This window comes from Streptomyces sp. NPDC052109, from assembly GCF_040680195.1.
Taxonomy (GTDB): Bacteria; Actinomycetota; Actinomycetes; order Streptomycetales; family Streptomycetaceae; genus Streptomyces.
Genome location: NZ_JBFAWF010000001.1, coordinates 157,943 through 173,719, shown reverse-complemented (window position 1 = coordinate 173,719; position 15,777 = coordinate 157,943). Strand labels below are relative to the sequence as shown.

Below are 15,777 nucleotides of genomic sequence, written 5' to 3'. Positions count from 1 at the left end.
GGGGGTCAGCGGGTGGTTCCGGTGAGGTAGGCGGAGACCACCACGTTGGCCGTGTAGCTGCTGCTGGCACGGTCGAAGGTGCCGCCACAGGTGATCAGGCGCAGCTCGGCGCGGCCGGCCCGGCGGGGGCCGTAGGCCTGCCGGGCGTCGAAGCCGGCGCGGGGCAGCACGCTGACGTCGTCGATGGTGAACTGGGCGACCCTGCCGTCGGAGCGGACCACGCGGACCGTGTTGCCGGGCTTGAGCGTGCTGAGCTTGTAGAAGACCGCGGGCCGGGTCACGGTGTCGACGTGTCCGACCAGGAGCGCCGCTCCCTTGGCACCGGGTGCGGTGCCGGCGCCGTACCAGCCGACCACGCCCGGCTGGTCGAAGGGCGGCGGGTCGACGGCGCCCCGGGCGTCCAGGCCCCGGCTCACCACCGGCGCCTGCACCCCCAGCTGGGGAATGTCGACGCGCTGGGGCAGGGCGGACCCCAGTGGCTCGGCCGGGCGGGGCAGCCGGGCGGCCTGGGCGGGCGTGAGGGCGAACAGGTCACCGGTGGCGGGGCCGTCCGTGCCGTGCGGTACGCCGGTGAGCCCGCGCCCCCACAGCCACAGCGCGAACAGCAGCAGCGTCCAGGTCAGGCCGGTGATGAGCCGCCCGGTGCCGGTGTCGCGCTCGCGGTCGTCGTACATGGGCCGCCTTCAGCGCGTACCGCGGTCCCGGCGGGCGCGCAGCCCGACGGCGACCGCCGCGATCGCGGCGAGGGCCAGGCCGGTCACGGTCTGGACGGTGCCGGGGCCGGAGTCGGTGGTGGCCACCGTGGCGAAGTGCGCGGTGCCACCGCCGCCCGCGTCGACGGGGGCGATCGGAGAGGCGGCGGCCCCGGCGGGCTCCCCGGCGGGGTCCTGGGCGGCGTTCTGCGCGGGCTGCTGGTACCGCCCGGTCCCTTGGCCGGCGCCCGTCCCGCTGTCGACCACGGTGATCCTTCCGCTGATCACATAGTCGGCGCAGGTGACCCTGATGTCGTAGGCGCCCGGCTTGAGGGAGGAGCGGACGCGGGTCTCCCCGGACAGGGCGCCCTGGCTGCCGGTCAGCCGGGCGTCGGAGACGAACGCGGTCGAGACGGCGGTCCCCTGCTTCCCTGAGCAGCCGTGCACCCGCAGGGACACGTCCGCGCCGGGGGCGGCGGAGGCCGGGGTCACGGAGACCGAGCCTTCGTCGGCCGCGTGGGCCGCCGGGGCGAACGCGGTCGCGGCCAGGATTCCCGTACAGAGAGTGAGGCGTAGTGAGCCCATCGTGAACCTCCAGTTATCAGGAGGCTCCCCCGCCCGGGGCGCCACCGCATCCTCGGGGGGCGCACCATTGCTCCGAACGGGTGGACCGGGTTTTGAAAACTCCAGGTCAGGTGGGTTGGGTCCGGATCAGACGAGGTCGACCAGGTCCGCGATGGAGTCGACGACCCTGGAGGGGCGGAAGGGGTAGCGGTCGACGTCGTCGGGCTGGGTGACGCCGCTGAGCACCAGGAAGGTCCGCATCCCGGCCTCCAGGCCCGCGAGGACGTCGGTGTCCATGCGGTCACCGATCATCGCGGAGGTCTCCGAGTGGGCCCCTATGGCATTGAGGCCGGCCCGCATCATCAGCGGGTTGGGCTTGCCGACGAAGTACGGCTTCTTGCCGGTGGCGGCGGTGATCAGGGCGGCGACCGAGCCGGTGGCGGGCAGGTCGCCCTCGACGGAGGGGCCGACGTTGTCGGGGTTGGTGGCGATGAACCGGGCGCCGCCGTTGATCAGCCGCACGGCCTTCGTGAGGGCCTCGAAGGAGTAGGTGCGGGTCTCGCCGAGGATCACGAAGTCGGGCTCGTGGTCGGTGAGGATGTAACCGATGTCGTGCAGCGCGGTGGTCAGACCGGCCTCACCGATGACGTAGGCGCTGCCGCCGGGCCGCTGGTCGTTCAGGAACTGGGCGGTGGCGAGCGCCGAGGTCCAGATGTTCTCCACCGGCACGTCCAGGCCCATGCGGCGCAGCCGGGCGTGCAGGTCACGAGCGGTGTAGATGGAGTTGTTGGTCAGCACCAGGAAGGGCCGCCCGGACTCCCGCAGCTTCTTCAGGAAGGCGTCGGCGCCGGGGATCGGGACGCCCTCGTGGATCAGGACACCGTCCATGTCGGTGAGCCACGACTCTATGGGCTTGCGGTCTGCCATGTTGTGCGTCTCCTGGCGTGCGTACGGTCAAGAAGGCGGGGGCGCCGGAACGACGGCGTACCGACGCCCCCAGCCTAGTCAGACCTGTGTGATCCGTACCCCGTCGAGCACCTGGTAGCGGCTTCGTGCGGGGCGGGTCAGCTGCCCGTGGCCGACTTCCAGGCCTCGACGTACGACGTGAGGTTCTCGTCGATGTCGTTCCAGTCCGGCGTGAAGAGGTCCACGCCGTCCATCAGCTTGGCGAGGGCGACGGCGTTGGCGTCGGTGGCCTTGACGTCCTGGCGGGCGGCGAATCCGCCGCCGATCGCGCTGACCTCCTGCTGTTGCTTCCGCGCGAGCATGAAGTCGAGCAGCCTCCTGCCGTTCTCGCTGTGCGGGGCCTTGGTGACCAGGCCGGCCGCGTAGGGCAGGGCGAAGGTGGTGGGCTTGCCGTCCTTGCCGGCCGGGAACCAGATGCCGAGGCCCGGCATGTCCTTGGCCTGGGCGTAGTTCATCTGCACGTCGCCGTTGGCGACGAGCAGCTCGCCCTTGTCGACCTTGGGGGCGAGCTTGCCGGTGGAGGCGGACGGGCCGACGTTGTTGGCCTGGAGCTTCTTCAGGTAGGCGAGGGCGGCGTCCTTGCCGCCGAAGTCGTGGATGGCCTTGATGAGGACGGCCGTGCCGTCACCGGCGACACCCGGGGTCGAGTACTGCAGCTTGTTCTTGTACTTGGAGTCCAGCAGCTCGTCCCAGGTCCTGGGGGCCTGCTTCAGCTCCTTCTTGTTGTAGACGAACCCGAAGTAGTTGTCGACGACGGAGATCCAGGTGCCGTCGACGGCCTTGTCGGCGCCGCTGACCTGGTCCGCGTCCTTCGGCTCGTACTTCTGCAGCACGCCCTTGCTGTCGGCCTCCTGGATGAACGGCGGCAGGGTGACCAGCACGTCGGCCTGCGGGTTGCTCTTCTCGCGGACGGCGCGCTGCACCATCTCGCCGGAACCGCCCTCGACGTACTTGACCTTGATGCCGGTCTGCTTGGTGAAGTCGGCGAAGACCTTGTCGTACCAGCCGTCTCCGTTCTCCCCCTTGAGACCGTCGGCACTGTAGACGGTGACGACCTTGGCGTCGGAGGCGGCGGAGGAACCGCCGCAGGCGGACAGGGCGGGGGTGGCGAGCAGGGCGAGGGCTACGGCGAGCGTGATGCGGGTTCTGGGCATGGCGAGGCCAACTCCTGGCGTTTTCGCGGGGGTAAGGGGGTTGCGGAGTGAACGGCGGTGGGGATCAGCGGTACGACGCCCGGGTGCGGACCCGGGAGACGGCGAACAGGACGAGCAGCGTCGCGGCCATCAGCACCACGGCCACGGCGGAGCCGGTGAAGAGGGCACCGCGGTCGGTGGCCGCGTAGATCAGGACGGGCAGCGGGGTCCAGTCGGGCGGATAGAGCATCATCGTGGCGCTCAGCTCGCCCATGGACAGGGCGAAGCAGAGGCCGGCGGCGGCGGTCAGGGAGGGCAGCAGCAGGGGCAGCCGTACCCGGAGGAGGACACGGGAGGGACGGGCGCCGAGGGAGGCGGCGGCGTGTTCGTAGGCCGGGTCGAGGCGGGTGATCGCCGCCGACACGGACTGGTGGGCGAAGGCGGTGACCAGCACGGTGTGCGCGAGGATCACGATCCACCGGGTGCCGTTGAGCAGCATCGGCGGCTTGGAGAAGGCCACCAGGACCGACAGTCCGACCACGACCGACGGCACGGCGACCGGCAGCACGAACAGTGCGTCCATGAGCCTGCGGTACCGCTTCTTCAGGGCCGCTCCGGCCAGCGCGGCCCAGGTGCCGGCGGTCAGCGCGAGCAGGCTGGCGGCGGTTGCGGTGAGCAGGCTGGTGGTGAGCGCCTGGAGGGCCTCGCCCCGGGTCGCCGCCCGGTAGTTGGCGATGGTCGTCCCCGAGGGCAGGACACCGGACCAGTGGGTGGCGAAGGAGGCGCCGAGGACGACGAGGAGGGGAAGGGCGAACAGCGGCAGGAAGAGGACGAGGAACACCGCCCACACGACCCACCTGGCCCCACGGCTATGCACCAGCACGACGGCTCACCACCCGGTAGAGGCCGTACAGCCCCACGGAGATCAGGACGTTGGCGACGGCGACCACGCAGGCGCCCGGGTAGTCGGACTCCAGGATCGCCTTGCTGTAGACGAGCATCGGCAGGGTGGTGACCCCCTTCGCGCCGGTGAACAGCACGATCCCGAACTCGTTGAGACAGAGCACGAGGACGAGGCTCCCGCCGGCCGCGAGCGCGGGCAGCGCCTCGGGCAGGATCACCCGCCGTACGATCCGCGGCGCCCGCGCCCCCAGCGAACTTGCCGCCTCCAGCTGCGCGGTGTCGAGCTGCGAGAAGGCGGCGAGCAGCGGCCGCATCACGAACGGTGTGAAGTAGGTGACCTCGGCCAGCAGCACGCCCCAGGGCGTGGTGAGGAACTGGAAGGAGCCGATGATCCCGGTCGTGCCGTAGACGAACAGCAGCGCCAGCGTGATCAGGAAGGACGGGAAGGACAGGTACACGTCGATGAACCGCGCCACCGCCCTCGCACCGGGGAACGGGACGAACGAGATGACCAGCGAGAGCAGGAAGCCCAGCACCAGGCATCCGGCGGTGGAGGCGAGTGCGAGCCAGACGGTGGTCCACAGCGCGGTCCGGAACCCCTGAGAGGCGAAGACGTCGGCGTACGGCTGGAGGGAGGTGCCTCCGCTGTCCGGCTGGAAGGACTGCTGGACGACGAGGGCGAGGGGGTAGAGGAAGAAGAGGGCGAGGAGGGCCACCGGAGGCAGGGCCCACAGCAGTGCCCCGTAGGAGCGCGGAGAACCGCTCGACCCGGCACGAACGACCCGCGCGTCCCGGACGGCATCAGCCATGACCCACCCCCGCGGGCAGCAGTACCGCATCCTCGGAAGCGAAGTGCAGGCTCACCGGGTCCCCGTGCCGAGGCGGATCCTTCAGCTCCCGCACGTCCGCCATCAGGGAATGCCCGTCCACCTCGACGTACAGCCGATGCGTGGCTCCCCGCCACTGGATCTCCCGTACGACGCCCGCGAGTTGATTGGGACCGGCCCCCAGCCCCACCAGGTGCGGCCGCACGCACAGCGTGGCCCGCGCCCCCGCGACCACATCCCCGGTGTCGACCTTCAGCCCGGTCCCGGCGAACTCCACGCCCCCGGACGCGACCGTCACCGGCAACAGATTCGCGCCGCCGACGAAGGACGCCGTGAACTCGTCGTCGGGCGCCCGGTACAGCTCCCTCGGCGTCCCGCAGGCGCGCAGCCTCGCCTTGTCCATGACCGCGATCCGGTCGGCCAGCGTCAGCGCCTCGACCTGGTCATGGGTGACGTACAGCATCGACAGCCCGGGCAACTCCCGGTGCAATCGGGCGAGTTCGGCGAGCATCCCGGACCGCAGCTGGGCGTCCAGCGCGGACAGCGGTTCGTCCAGGAGCAGCACGTCCGGCCGGATGGCCAGCGCGCGGGCGATGGCGACCCGCTGCTGCTGCCCGCCGGACAGCTCGCGCGGGTGCCGGCGGGCGTAGGCGGCCATGCCGGTCATCTCCAGCGCCTCGGCGACCCGCTGCCGTATCTCGCTCCTGGGCGTTCTGCGCGCCTTGAGTCCGAAGGCCACGTTGTCGTCGACCCGCATGTGCGGGAAGAGCGCGTACTGCTGCACGACCATGCCGATACCCCGCCGGTACGGCGGCAGGTCCGTCACGTCCCGGCCGCCGAGGAGCACCCGCCCGGACACGGGCCGTACGAATCCGGCGACCGCCCGCAGCGCGGTGGTCTTGCCGGAGCCGGACGGTCCGAGCAGCGCCATGACCTCACCGGGCTCGACGGTCAGGTCGAGCGAGTCGAGGACGACGTTGCCGTCGTAGGCGACGGTGACGGAGTCGAAGCGGATGCTCATCTCACCGTTCTTCCGTGAGCAGGGTCGGCAGGCCGGTGACGGAGTCGAGGACGTGCGTGGCACCGGCGGCGCGGAACGCCTCGTCGCCGTGGGCGCCGGTGCGTACGCCGGCGATCAGCCCGGCCCCGGCCCGTACGCCGCTGAGCACGTCGTAGGAGGTGTCGCCGACGACGGCGACCTGGCGCACGTCCTCGGCGGCCTTCGTGCGGACGAAGGCCTCCAGGACCATGTCCGGGTACGGCCGCCCGCGCCCGCCGGCGTCGGCCGGGCACAGGGTGAGCGGGACGAGGCCCTGCCAGCCGAGGGCGTGGAGGATGGCGTCCTGGGTGACGCGGGCGAAGCCGGTGGTCAGCACGACGGTACGGCCGCTGCGGCCCAGCTCCTCGATGGCCTCCCGGGCGCCGGGCACGGGCGCGATCAGGCCGGCGTCGACCAGGTCGCCGTACGCCTTCTCGAAGGCGGAGTTGGCGCGCTGGGCGCGGTCCTCGGCGCCGAACAGGTGCCGGAAGACGGAGATCTTGGACTCGCCCATGGTGGCGCGGACGTAGGCGAGGTGCTCGGCGTGCTCGGCCGAGCCGGGTTCGACGCCCAGTTCGGCGGCGGCCGCCGCGAAGGCGCGCTCGACCAGCCCGCCGTCGGCGACGGTCGTCCCCGCCATGTCGAGTACGACGAGACGGATGTCGGGGGTGCTGTCGGTCATGGGGTGCTCACCAGCCCAGTTCGTTCGCGGTGGTCTCGGCTATCGCGGGGGCGCAGGTCATGCCGCGCCCGCCGGGCCCGGTGACCAGCCACACCCCCTCGCGCACCTGCTGCCGGTGCACCACCCGGCCGGGGTCGGTGCACTGCGCGTACACGCCCGCCCAGCGGCGGCGGATGCGCGGCAGCGGACGGCCGAGCAGCGACTCGACGACGCCGGTCAGGTGCTCGTACGGCTCCTCGACGGTGTCGAAGGCGAAGGGGTGCTCGTACTCGTGGGTGTCGCCGATGGTCAGGCCGCCGTCGGCGCGCTGCACCATGAGCAGCTGCATCTTGTGGACGGCTGCGGTCTCCGGCTGCGGCTGCCCGGCGTTGAGCCGGTCCAGCGCCGGGGAGGCGTAGGCCGGGTAGTAGCGGAAGCTGTCGGCGTCCGCGACGGAGGTCGGCAGCGGCTCGCCCAGCGGGTCGGTCTGCATCATCTGCAGCCGGACCCGGCGCACGGGCAACTCGGGCCCGGCGAGTTCGCGTACCAGTCCGCCGAGCCAGGCGCCGGTGCACAGGACGACCGCGTCGGCCCGGTGTACGTCCCCGTGGTCGTCCCGGACCGTCCCGGCGCCGACCACCTCGCGCACCTCACGGCCCGGCAGGAAGGTGTAGTTCGGTGACTTCAACAGTTCGGCGCGCAGGGCGCGTTGGGCGGTGCGCGGCTCGACGGCCGCGTCCCGCTCGCAGTACAGGGCGGCGGTGAAGTCGCCCCGCAGGGCGGGGTTGAGCGCGCGGGCCTCGCCCGGGGTGAGGAGCTTGTAGCCGCGGGCGGCGGCGTCCGCGCGGGCCACGGCGGCCTCGGCGACGGCGAGTTCGAGGGGGCCCCGGACGGGAGTCAGGGACCCGTTCGCCCGGAAGCCCAGCGCCGGCACCCGCGCGCCGATCCCTTCCCACAGCTCCCGCGCCCGCAGCGCGGTCTCCAGCTCTTCTCCCGCGTCGCGGCCACTGACCCAGATCTGCCCGAAGTTGCGCAGCGAGGCGCCGCGCGCCTCGGCCTCGCGCTCGATCTGGACGACCCGGTGGCCGCGCCGCACCGCATGCCAGGCGTGCATGGTGCCCACCACGCCTGCTCCGACGACTGTCACTTTCACGACGGCAACGCTCCTCGCGATCGGGGAACCGGAGACATCCGGCTGACAACGAGAGCGTGAACGACCCATCACGTTTGGGCTAGACCCGTTATCTTCCTGTGATGAAACGGCCAGGGTTGAAGCGGATCAAATCGGGTGTTTCACCCCTGGAGATGAGTGGTGAAGGAGAACCGGTCACCCCGGTAGAGGGACCGCACCCGTTCCAGCGGCCGTCCCTCGGTGTCCCGCGAGACGCGGTGGATCAGCAGCATGGGCAGGGCCGGCGGGGTACCGATGAGCAGGGCCTCACGGGGCGTGGCCAGCACGGTCTCGATCCGCTCGTCGGCGTCGCCGAAGGAGATGCCCTGGGCCGCGAGGTAGCCGTAGAAGGAGGAGTCGGGGTCGAAGTCGGCGTCCAGCCGGGGCACCCGCCCGACGGCGACATAGGTGCTCTCCAGGCCGACCCGCTCGTCGTCGGCGAGCAGCACCCGCTCCAGGTGCCAGACGGCTTCGCCGCGGATCAGCCCGGTCTCGGCGGCGAGGGCGTCCGGACAGGGGAAGCGGTCGAGGGTGACGAGCGTACGGCCGGGGGTGCGGCCCTGCCGCCGCACGCCCTCGGTGTAGCTGGCGAGGGACAGCGGCTGGGCGAGCTTGGGCCCGGCGACGACGGTTCCGCGCCCCTTTCGCCGCAGCCGCCCCTCCAGCACCAGCTCCCGTACGGCCTGGCGCACGGTCTCGCGGGCCACGTCGTACCGCTCGGCGAGGTCCCGCTCGGTGGGGATGACGCTGTCCTCCCCGAGTTCCTCCAGCAGCGCGGCGATCCGCGCCTTCACCGCGTAGTACTTGGGGATGCGCCCGTGCTCGGGAATGCCGGAGCGTACGGGGGCGCCGGGGGCCTGGTCGTTCGGGTAGTCCACGCAGGGATCGTCGCAGACGGGGCGGGTGGGGCCGGTGCGGCCCCCGGCTCAGCGGCGTCGGCGGGCCCGCAGCAACCCGCCGCCGACGACACCGAGGAGCACGGCGGCGGCCGCGAGCAGTCCCTGGGCGAGACCGGGCCCGGTCCCTGCCAGCTCGTCGGCCTGCTCCCCGGCGTCCTCCCCCACCGCTGCGTAGGGGAAGGAGGAGGCGGGCGGCGCGCTGGCGGTCCCGTTGCCGGGCGTGGCCTGCGCACTGCCGGACGGGCTGGGCCCGGCGCTCCCCCCGGTACCGTCCGGATCCGGCGGCGGGGCCTCGCCGTCCCGGTCGATCACGAACCGGTACGCGTTGGACTCCCCGACCCAGTCCCCGTCGTCGCCACGGCGCTGGACGACGGCGGCGTTGGCGGTGACCCGGTCGGCAGCGGTGTCGGAGGGGAGCATGAGCCTGACCTTGACGCTGACGGTCTTGCCGGGTGGCACGGTGAACCCGCCGAACCCGGCGCCGTCCAGCACACCGACCAGCTCCTGCTCGTCGGTGCTCTCGAACTTCACCGGCCGGGGCTTCGGGCCGTCGTAGAAGTCCAGCTGGGGCTGGTCGGGCCCCAGCGCGCGCCTGTCGTCGACGAGGACGACCACCGGGTGGATGTCGCTGCAGGTCCGGCCGGTGGTGTTGGTGAGGTCGATGTACCAGGTGCCGTATCCGCCGCCCGCCTCGTAGGAGCTCGGGCCGCCACGGATCCGGGTGGCCAGCGGGAAGGCCCGCGCGTCGGCGCCGACGCAGGAGGCCACGCCGGCCGCCGCCGCGGACGCCTCGGACACGGGCAGGCAGACGGCGGCCGCGGCGAGGCAGAAGGACAGGGACGAGGGCAGTCGCATGGACGCACCACCTTGCCGGGCCGCTAGGCGGACGCCACGACCTGGCCGGACATGACCTGGGGCGGGTTGGGCAGCAGCGACGCCAGGTTGTCCCGGACGAAGACGGCCGCCCTCCTGACCGATTCCGAGGCGCCCTCCTCGTTCTCGAAGATGCTGGTGGAGATCATGACTCCGTTGCCCGCGTCGACCCAGTAGTAGGCCACGAGACCGGGGATGTCCCGGACGAGCGGTACGAACCCCTCGCTCACCCGGCGCGCGGCCTCGGCCGGATCCCTCACGCCTTCATACCTTCTGACGGCTGCGTACACCGCTGCTCTCCTCACGGTTAGACGTCGCCCGTGAAGAGTCGTACCCGCGGCCGTGGCCGCCCGCTCGCGAGCACCGCGGCGGTCACCGGAACGGACCGGCACATGGCCCGAACGGCGGGCCCGCACGGCCGCCCCTTCGGGCCGCCGACGGCGGTACCGCCCGCCCCGCCCGCTACTCCTCCCGGCCGAACAACGGCGCCAGCAGCAGCTGTGCCGCCCCCTCCGCGACCACCCGCTCCCCGCCCGGAGCCACCCCCACCGGCACCTCCCCGCCCAGCACCCCCTCGCGCCGGGCACGCGCGCCGAGCACCTCGCCGACGCCCCGCACGAACACCTCCGGCGCCCCCGCGATCGTCCGCCCGCCGAGCAGCACCAGGTCGATGTCCAGCAGCCCGACGAGGTTCGCCGCCCCCACCCCCAGCACCCGCGCCGCCTCCCCGGGCTCCCCCCGCCCCACGGCCCCCAGGCACAGCGCCTCCACACACCCCCGGTTCCCGCACTCGCACACCGGCCCGTCCAGCTGGATCACCTGGTGCCCGAACTCCCCCGCCCCGGTCCGCGCGCCCCGGTGCACGCGCCCACCGATCACGAGCCCGGCCCCGAGCCCCGTACCGAGGTGCAGATACGCGAAGGATCCGCCCTCGCCCCCCACCGCCAGCCCGAGCGCCGCCGCATTGGTGTCCTTGTCCACCACCACCGGCACCCCCAGCCGCTCCGCGAGCGCGTCCCGCAGCGGAAACGCGTCCCACTCGGGAAACCCGGTGACCCGGTGCAGCACGCCCCGCGCATGGTCGAGCGGCCCCGGTAGCGCCACTCCCACCCCGAGCAGCGTCCCGACCCGGGCGAGTCCCCCGTCCGCGAGGCCCAGGCAGTCCGCGACCAGCCCCTCCACCGCCCCGGCGACCACCCCGAGCACGGCCCCGGCCCCGGCCCCCAGGTCCAGCTCCGTGCGCCGCTCCCCCACCACGGCCCCGTCCAGGTCGACCAGCACCACCCGCAGCTCGTCCCGGTCGAGATGCACGCCCACCGCGTGCCCCGCCTCGGGCACGAGCCGCAGCACGGTCCGCGGCTTGCCTCCGGTCGACGCGCGCCGCCCGGCCTCCGCCGCGAACCCCTCCTCCCGCAGTCGCGCGGTGATCTTGCTGACGGCCTGCGGGGTCAGCCCGGTCCGCTCGGCCAGTTCGAGCCGGCTGATGCCCTCGGCCCCGGCCTCCCGCAGCAGCCCCAGCACCAGCGCGGCGTTGTGCGAGCGCACCGCGCCCAGGTTCGCGCCCACCGGCCCGCCGCCGTTCCCCGGCCCCGGCCGCATCCCCGTTCTCGTCCTGTTCACGCCACCCATTCTCCCCACCACTTGCACTTTGGCAACAGCGTTGCGAAAGTGGGGGGCATGACAGGACGCAAGACTGCTGCCCCCCTCCGCGTCGGCCTGATCGGCTACGGCCTCGCCGGCTCCGTCTTCCACGCCCCGCTGATCGCCGCCACCGAGGGCCTCACCCTGGACACCGTGGTCACCTCCAACCCGGAGCGGCAACAGCAGGCCCGCGCCGAGTTCCCGGACGTGACGCTCGCCGCCGGCCCCGAGGAGCTCTTCGACCGCGCCGACCGGCTGGACCTGGTCGTCATCGCCTCCCCGAACAAGACGCACGTCCCGCTCGCCTCGGCCGCCCTCAAGGCGGGCCTGCCGGTCGTCGTCGACAAGCCGGTCGCCGGTACCGCGGCCGAGGCCCGCGACCTCGCCGCCCTCGCCGAGGAGCGCGGTCTGCTCCTGTCGGTCTTCCAGAACCGCCGCTGGGACAACGACTTCCTGACCCTGCGCAAGCTGCTGGAGAGCGGCGAACTCGGCGACGCCTGGCGCTTCGAGTCCCGCTTCGAGCGCTGGCGCCCCGAGCCCAAGGGCGGCTGGCGCGAGTCCGGCGACCCGGCAGAGATCGGAGGTCTGCTCTACGACCTCGGCAGCCATGTCGTCGACCAGGCCCTGGTCCTCTTCGGCCCGGTCACCGAGGTGTACGCCGAGTCCGTCGTCCGCCGCCCCGGCGCCGAGACCGACGACGACACCTTCATCGCGCTCACGCACGCGAACGGCGTCCGCTCCCACCTCCACGTCTCCGCGACGGCCGCCCAGCTCGGCCCCCGCTTCCGGATGCTCGGCTCCCGCGCGGGCTATGTGAAGTACGGCCTCGACCCGCAGGAGGCGGCCCTGCGCGAGGGACTGCGCCCCGGCCCGCGGTGGGGTGCCGAACCCGAGTCCCTGTGGGGCCGTGTCGGCGCCGGCGAGTCCCCCCTGACCGGCGGCGGCACCCCCGTGCCGACCGTGCCCGGCGACTACCCCGCCTACTACGCGGCCGTCGCCCGCGCCCTGACCGGCGCCGGCCCCAACCCGGTGACCGCGCTGGAGGCGGCCGCCGCGCTCGACGTACTGGAAGCGGCCCGCAGGTCCGCCCGGGACAAGGTGACGGTGACCCTCTGATGCCGCGGACCACCCCCGAGCCCACCCCGTCCGTGGAGGAGCTGGAGGCGCAGGAACGCCGCCTGGTCTTCCGGCAGTTCACCCACGAAGACGCCTGGGCCCTCGGTACGCTCCTGGTCGAGCTGGCCCGGGAGCGCCAGGCCCCGGTCGCCATCGACATCCACCGCGCCGGCCAGCAGCTCTTCCACGCGGCCCTGCCGGGCTCCACCCCGGACAACGACGCCTGGATCGCCCGCAAGCGCCGGGTGGTGGAGCGCTACGGCTCCTCCTCCTACCTGGTCGGCGCCCGCTTCCGCGCCAAGGGCACGACGTTCGAGGACTCCTCCCGCCTCGATCCCGACACCTACGCGGCCCACGGCGGCTCCTTCCCGATCCACGTCGAGAACGCGGGCGTCATCGGCGCCGTGACCGTCTCCGGGCTGCCCCAGCTGGAGGACCACAGGTTCGTCGTGGCGGCGCTGGAGCAGTTCCTGAAGGTGTGACGCCCAGCGGGATTACGTGACGTGTCCCTCCGGTTGGGAATGGCTGCAGACGTGATGATCACGGCCCCACCCGGAGGGACAGCCCCATGAGCACCCCGAGCACCTTGAAGGACAGGATCGGCCGCTACGGCGTCTGGAACGTCGGCCTGCGCGCGGAGGACCCCGCCCGGCGCGGGGAACTGGGCGAGGCGGCCGCCGAGTTGGAGGAACTCGGCTTCGGCGCCGTCTGGCTGGGTGGCAGCAGCGCCGCCCGGCACGCCGTACCGCTCCTGGAGGCCACCAGCACACTCACCGTCGGCACCAGCATCCAGAGCATCTGGGACTACGACGCCGAGTCCAGCGCCGCGTCCTTCGCCGAGGTGGACGCGGCCCATCCCGGCCGCTTTCTGCTCGGTCTCGGCGTGAGCCACGCCAAGCTCGCCGACCAGTACCGCCGCCCGTACTCCGCCCTGGTCGCCTACCTCGGCAGCCTGGACACGGCAGGGGTGCCCGCGGAGCGCCGGGTACTGGCCGCCCTCGGCCCGAAGACCCTGGAGCTGGCCCGCGACCGGGCGGCGGGGGCGGTGCCGTACCTGGTCACGCCCGAACACACCGCCCAGGCCCGCGAGATCCTCGGCGCCGGCCCGCTGCTCGCCCCGGAGCTGAAGGTGGTCCTGGAGACCGACCCGGCCCGCGCCCGCGCCCTGGCCCGCGGCACCCTCGCCATGTACCTCGCGCTGCCGAACTACACCAACAACTTCCTGCGGCACGGCTTCACCGAGGACGACCTGGCCGGGGGCGGCAGCGACCGGCTGGTCGACGCGGTGTTCGCCTGGGGCGAGGCGGACCGCATCCGCGACCGCATCGACACCTTCCACCGGGCGGGCGCGGACCACGTGGCTCTGCAGGTGATCACCGACGCCGAGAGGGACGAGCTCCCGAGGGAGGAATGGCGCCGGCTGGCTTCTCTGCTGGGGTGAGCCGAAGCGCCCGGAAGGGGCGCGGGGAACTGCGCGATCAACCACGAACCACCCGTGGCCGACCGCGAACCCGCGGTTCCCCGGCGCTCCCCAGCGGAGCGTCTACGCGTCTTTGAGCTCCTGCCGCTGCCGACCGAGCCCCGAGATCTCCAGCTCGACCACGTCCCCGGCCCTCAGGTACGGCTTCGGCTCGGGCCGCCCCATGGCCACCCCCGCCGGAGTCCCCGTGTTGATGACGTCACCGGGATACAGCGTCATGAACTGGCTGACGTACCGCACGACCTCCGCCACCGGGAAGATCTGCTCGGCCGTCGTACCGTCCTGCTGCAGCTCCCCGTTGACCCACAGCTTCAGGGACAGGTCCTGCGGGTCGGCGACCTCGTCCGCCGTCACCAGCCACGGCCCCAGCGGGTTGAACGTCTCGCAGTTCTTCCCCTTGTCCCAGGTCCCGCCGCGCTCGATCTGGAACTCCCGCTCGGACACGTCATGGGCCACCGCGTACCCCGCGACATGCGCGAGCGCCTCCTCGGCCGACTCCACATAGCGGGCCGTGCGCCCGATGACGACGGCCAGCTCCACCTCCCAGTCGGTCTTCGACGAGCCCCGCGGCACCAGCACGGTGTCGTTCGGCCCGACCACCGTGTCCGGCGCCTTGAAGAAGACCACCGGCTCGGTGGGCGGCTCGGCGCCGGTCTCGCGGGCGTGGTCGTGGTAGTTGAGCCCGATGCACACGATCTTGCCGATGCGGCCGAGCGGCGGACCGATCCGCAGCCCCGTCGCGTCCAGCGCGGGCAGCTCGCCGGCCTCGGCCGCGGCCCGTACCCGGCCGAGCGCGCTCTCGTCGGCGAGCAACGCGCCGTCGATGTCCTCGACGATCCCCGACAGGTCCCTGAGGGTTCCCTCGGCATCCAGCAGCGCGGGCCGCTCCGCCCCTGCCGTGCCGACTCGCAGCAGCTTCATGGTCACCATCTCCCTCGATCGCGGGCGCCCGGCCGATGTGTGCAGCCATCGGAGGACTGGCCGATCCTCCAGTCCCGCTGTCCACTCCGCAAGACCCTGTTCACGTACTGGACTGTCACCGCGCGCTCCTACCGGTACAGCACAGCCCGCTCCACTGCGCTCCAGGCCGTGCTGGTGACGACGTACAGCGCGGCGGCGAGCGGGACGACGGCCACGGTGACGAGCGTGAAGAAGGACGTGAACGGCATGACCTTGTTGACCGAGCCGAGCCCCGGCACCTGCCCGCCGTCCCCGGCCGCCGGCGCGACGGCGTCGGCCGCCGTCATCCGCTTGGTACGCCGGTAGTTGAAGGTGGCGATGACCGTGACGAGCGCGAAGAGCCCGAGATAGACCAGGCCCGACGGGCCGAGGAACCCGCCCCCGCCGAGGGCGTCGGCCCACTTCCCGCCCAGCGGCGCCGCGAGCAGCCGGTGGTCGAGCAGACCGTTGCCCCGGCCGTCGATCGTGGAGCTGGAGAAGAGCGTGGAGCTGGAGAAGAGGTGGTAGAGGAGGAAGAACGCGGGCATCTGGAGCAGGCTGGGCAGGCAGCCGGAGAGCGGCGAGACCCGTTCCTCGGCGTGCAGTTCGAGCACCGCCCGCTGCAGCCGCCGCGGGTCGTCGGCGTGCCTCCCGCGCAGCTCGGCGATCTTCGGCCGGAGTTCGGCGCGGGCGCGCTGACCCCGGGCGGCGGCACGGGACAGGGGGTGGACGAGGAGTCGTACGAGCGCGGTGAACAGAACGATCGCGGCGGCGGCCGCGGAGGCGTGGAAGAGCGGCTGGAGCAGGTCGGCGAGGTGCTCGACCAGGTGGGCGAAGAGGGAGAAGACGGACATGGGTGAGCCTTCCGAGGGT

The 15,777-nt window shown here is 72.7% G+C and carries 18 protein-coding genes; 3 read left to right on the top strand and 15 right to left on the bottom strand.

Features of this window, described 5'->3' with window-relative positions:
* Nucleotides 1–5: 5 nt before the first annotated feature.
* The 13 genes from AB0L59_RS00815 to AB0L59_RS00755 all read right to left on the bottom strand — a co-directional run bounded on the left by AB0L59_RS00815 (nucleotide 6) and on the right by AB0L59_RS00755 (nucleotide 11,327).
* Nucleotides 6–674, bottom strand: a complete 669-nt coding sequence (locus AB0L59_RS00815; protein WP_365577782.1) for a class F sortase — start codon at nucleotides 672–674, stop codon at nucleotides 6–8.
* Nucleotides 675–683: 9 nt separating this feature from the next.
* Nucleotides 684–1,277 carry a hypothetical protein gene (locus AB0L59_RS00810; protein WP_365577780.1) on the bottom strand — a complete coding sequence of 198 codons (594 nt, stop codon included), beginning with the start codon at nucleotides 1,275–1,277 and terminating at the stop codon, nucleotides 684–686.
* Between the two features lie 126 nt (nucleotides 1,278–1,403).
* Nucleotides 1,404–2,183, bottom strand: coding sequence for an HAD-IIA family hydrolase (locus AB0L59_RS00805; protein ID WP_365577778.1), 780 nt, complete (start codon nucleotides 2,181–2,183; stop codon nucleotides 1,404–1,406).
* A 137-nt stretch (nucleotides 2,184–2,320) separates the two neighbouring features.
* Complete coding sequence (locus AB0L59_RS00800) at nucleotides 2,321–3,376, bottom strand: 2-aminoethylphosphonate ABC transporter substrate-binding protein (RefSeq protein WP_365577776.1); 1,056 nt, start codon at nucleotides 3,374–3,376, stop codon at nucleotides 2,321–2,323.
* Nucleotides 3,377–3,440: 64 nt separating this feature from the next.
* Nucleotides 3,441–4,238: an ABC transporter permease subunit gene (locus AB0L59_RS00795; RefSeq protein WP_365577774.1), complete on the bottom strand. Its 798-nt coding sequence runs from the start codon at nucleotides 4,236–4,238 to the stop codon at nucleotides 3,441–3,443.
* Nucleotides 4,225–5,067: a 2-aminoethylphosphonate ABC transporter permease subunit gene (locus tag AB0L59_RS00790; RefSeq protein WP_365577772.1), complete on the bottom strand. Its 843-nt coding sequence runs from the start codon at nucleotides 5,065–5,067 to the stop codon at nucleotides 4,225–4,227. Before AB0L59_RS00790 ends, AB0L59_RS00795 begins: the two co-directional genes overlap by 14 nt.
* Nucleotides 5,060–6,106 carry an ABC transporter ATP-binding protein gene (locus AB0L59_RS00785; RefSeq protein WP_365577770.1) on the bottom strand — a complete coding sequence of 349 codons (1,047 nt, stop codon included), beginning with the start codon at nucleotides 6,104–6,106 and terminating at the stop codon, nucleotides 5,060–5,062. Before AB0L59_RS00785 ends, AB0L59_RS00790 begins: the two co-directional genes overlap by 8 nt.
* A 1-nt stretch (nucleotide 6,107) precedes the next feature.
* The gene (locus AB0L59_RS00780; RefSeq protein WP_365577768.1) at nucleotides 6,108–6,806 is read right to left on the bottom strand and encodes an HAD family hydrolase; all 699 of its coding nucleotides are present in this window, start codon (nucleotides 6,804–6,806) and stop codon (nucleotides 6,108–6,110) included.
* A gap of 7 nt (nucleotides 6,807–6,813) precedes the next feature.
* Complete coding sequence (locus AB0L59_RS00775; protein WP_365577766.1) at nucleotides 6,814–7,938, bottom strand: TIGR03364 family FAD-dependent oxidoreductase; 1,125 nt, start codon at nucleotides 7,936–7,938, stop codon at nucleotides 6,814–6,816.
* Nucleotides 7,939–8,078: 140 nt separating this feature from the next.
* The gene (locus AB0L59_RS00770; RefSeq protein ID WP_365577764.1) at nucleotides 8,079–8,834 is read right to left on the bottom strand and encodes a GntR family transcriptional regulator; all 756 of its coding nucleotides are present in this window, start codon (nucleotides 8,832–8,834) and stop codon (nucleotides 8,079–8,081) included.
* Nucleotides 8,835–8,882: 48 nt separating this feature from the next.
* Nucleotides 8,883–9,710, bottom strand: a complete 828-nt coding sequence (locus AB0L59_RS00765; protein WP_365577762.1) for a hypothetical protein — start codon at nucleotides 9,708–9,710, stop codon at nucleotides 8,883–8,885.
* Nucleotides 9,711–9,733: 23 nt separating this feature from the next.
* Nucleotides 9,734–9,988 (bottom strand): hypothetical protein, encoded by a 255-nt coding sequence (locus tag AB0L59_RS00760; RefSeq protein ID WP_365577760.1) that lies wholly within the window; start codon nucleotides 9,986–9,988, stop codon nucleotides 9,734–9,736.
* Between the two features lie 202 nt (nucleotides 9,989–10,190).
* Nucleotides 10,191–11,327, bottom strand: a complete 1,137-nt coding sequence (locus AB0L59_RS00755) for an ROK family transcriptional regulator (protein WP_365579448.1) — start codon at nucleotides 11,325–11,327, stop codon at nucleotides 10,191–10,193.
* 78 nt (nucleotides 11,328–11,405) lie between these two features.
* Between AB0L59_RS00755 and AB0L59_RS00750 the strand changes: the two genes are divergently transcribed.
* The 3 genes from AB0L59_RS00750 to AB0L59_RS00740 all read left to right on the top strand — a co-directional run bounded on the left by AB0L59_RS00750 (nucleotide 11,406) and on the right by AB0L59_RS00740 (nucleotide 13,926).
* Complete coding sequence (locus AB0L59_RS00750; protein ID WP_365577758.1) at nucleotides 11,406–12,485, top strand: Gfo/Idh/MocA family oxidoreductase; 1,080 nt, start codon at nucleotides 11,406–11,408, stop codon at nucleotides 12,483–12,485.
* Nucleotides 12,485–12,967 (top strand): heme-degrading domain-containing protein, encoded by a 483-nt coding sequence (locus AB0L59_RS00745; protein WP_365577756.1) that lies wholly within the window; start codon nucleotides 12,485–12,487, stop codon nucleotides 12,965–12,967. The genes AB0L59_RS00750 and AB0L59_RS00745 overlap by 1 nt, the downstream gene beginning before the upstream one ends.
* A gap of 86 nt (nucleotides 12,968–13,053) precedes the next feature.
* Nucleotides 13,054–13,926, top strand: a complete 873-nt coding sequence (locus AB0L59_RS00740; protein WP_365577754.1) for an LLM class F420-dependent oxidoreductase — start codon at nucleotides 13,054–13,056, stop codon at nucleotides 13,924–13,926.
* A gap of 102 nt (nucleotides 13,927–14,028) precedes the next feature.
* On the opposite strand, the gene AB0L59_RS00735 is transcribed toward AB0L59_RS00740, so the two are convergent.
* Both AB0L59_RS00735 and yidC read right to left on the bottom strand, forming a co-directional pair.
* Nucleotides 14,029–14,886: a fumarylacetoacetate hydrolase family protein gene (locus tag AB0L59_RS00735; protein ID WP_365577752.1), complete on the bottom strand. Its 858-nt coding sequence runs from the start codon at nucleotides 14,884–14,886 to the stop codon at nucleotides 14,029–14,031.
* A gap of 128 nt (nucleotides 14,887–15,014) precedes the next feature.
* Nucleotides 15,015–15,758: a membrane protein insertase YidC gene (gene yidC / locus AB0L59_RS00730; RefSeq protein WP_365577750.1), complete on the bottom strand. Its 744-nt coding sequence runs from the start codon at nucleotides 15,756–15,758 to the stop codon at nucleotides 15,015–15,017.
* Nucleotides 15,759–15,777: the final 19 nt, after the last annotated feature.

Coding starts and splice junctions, on each gene's coding strand:
- AB0L59_RS00740 (WP_365577754.1), top strand. CDS start 13,054: ATGAGCACCCCGAGCACCTTGAAGGACAGGATCGGCCGCTACGGCGTC.
- AB0L59_RS00815 (WP_365577782.1), bottom strand. CDS start 674: ATGTACGACGACCGCGAGCGCGACACCGGCACCGGGCGGCTCATCACC.
- AB0L59_RS00735 (WP_365577752.1), bottom strand. CDS start 14,886: ATGAAGCTGCTGCGAGTCGGCACGGCAGGGGCGGAGCGGCCCGCGCTG.
- AB0L59_RS00790 (WP_365577772.1), bottom strand. CDS start 5,067: ATGGCTGATGCCGTCCGGGACGCGCGGGTCGTTCGTGCCGGGTCGAGC.
- AB0L59_RS00800 (WP_365577776.1), bottom strand. CDS start 3,376: ATGCCCAGAACCCGCATCACGCTCGCCGTAGCCCTCGCCCTGCTCGCC.
- AB0L59_RS00805 (WP_365577778.1), bottom strand. CDS start 2,183: ATGGCAGACCGCAAGCCCATAGAGTCGTGGCTCACCGACATGGACGGT.
- AB0L59_RS00755 (WP_365579448.1), bottom strand. CDS start 11,327: ATGCGGCCGGGGCCGGGGAACGGCGGCGGGCCGGTGGGCGCGAACCTG.
- AB0L59_RS00750 (WP_365577758.1), top strand. CDS start 11,406: ATGACAGGACGCAAGACTGCTGCCCCCCTCCGCGTCGGCCTGATCGGC.
- AB0L59_RS00810 (WP_365577780.1), bottom strand. CDS start 1,277: ATGGGCTCACTACGCCTCACTCTCTGTACGGGAATCCTGGCCGCGACC.
- AB0L59_RS00765 (WP_365577762.1), bottom strand. CDS start 9,710: ATGCGACTGCCCTCGTCCCTGTCCTTCTGCCTCGCCGCGGCCGCCGTC.
- AB0L59_RS00785 (WP_365577770.1), bottom strand. CDS start 6,106: ATGAGCATCCGCTTCGACTCCGTCACCGTCGCCTACGACGGCAACGTC.
- AB0L59_RS00780 (WP_365577768.1), bottom strand. CDS start 6,806: ATGACCGACAGCACCCCCGACATCCGTCTCGTCGTACTCGACATGGCG.
- AB0L59_RS00745 (WP_365577756.1), top strand. CDS start 12,485: ATGCCGCGGACCACCCCCGAGCCCACCCCGTCCGTGGAGGAGCTGGAG.
- yidC (WP_365577750.1), bottom strand. CDS start 15,758: ATGTCCGTCTTCTCCCTCTTCGCCCACCTGGTCGAGCACCTCGCCGAC.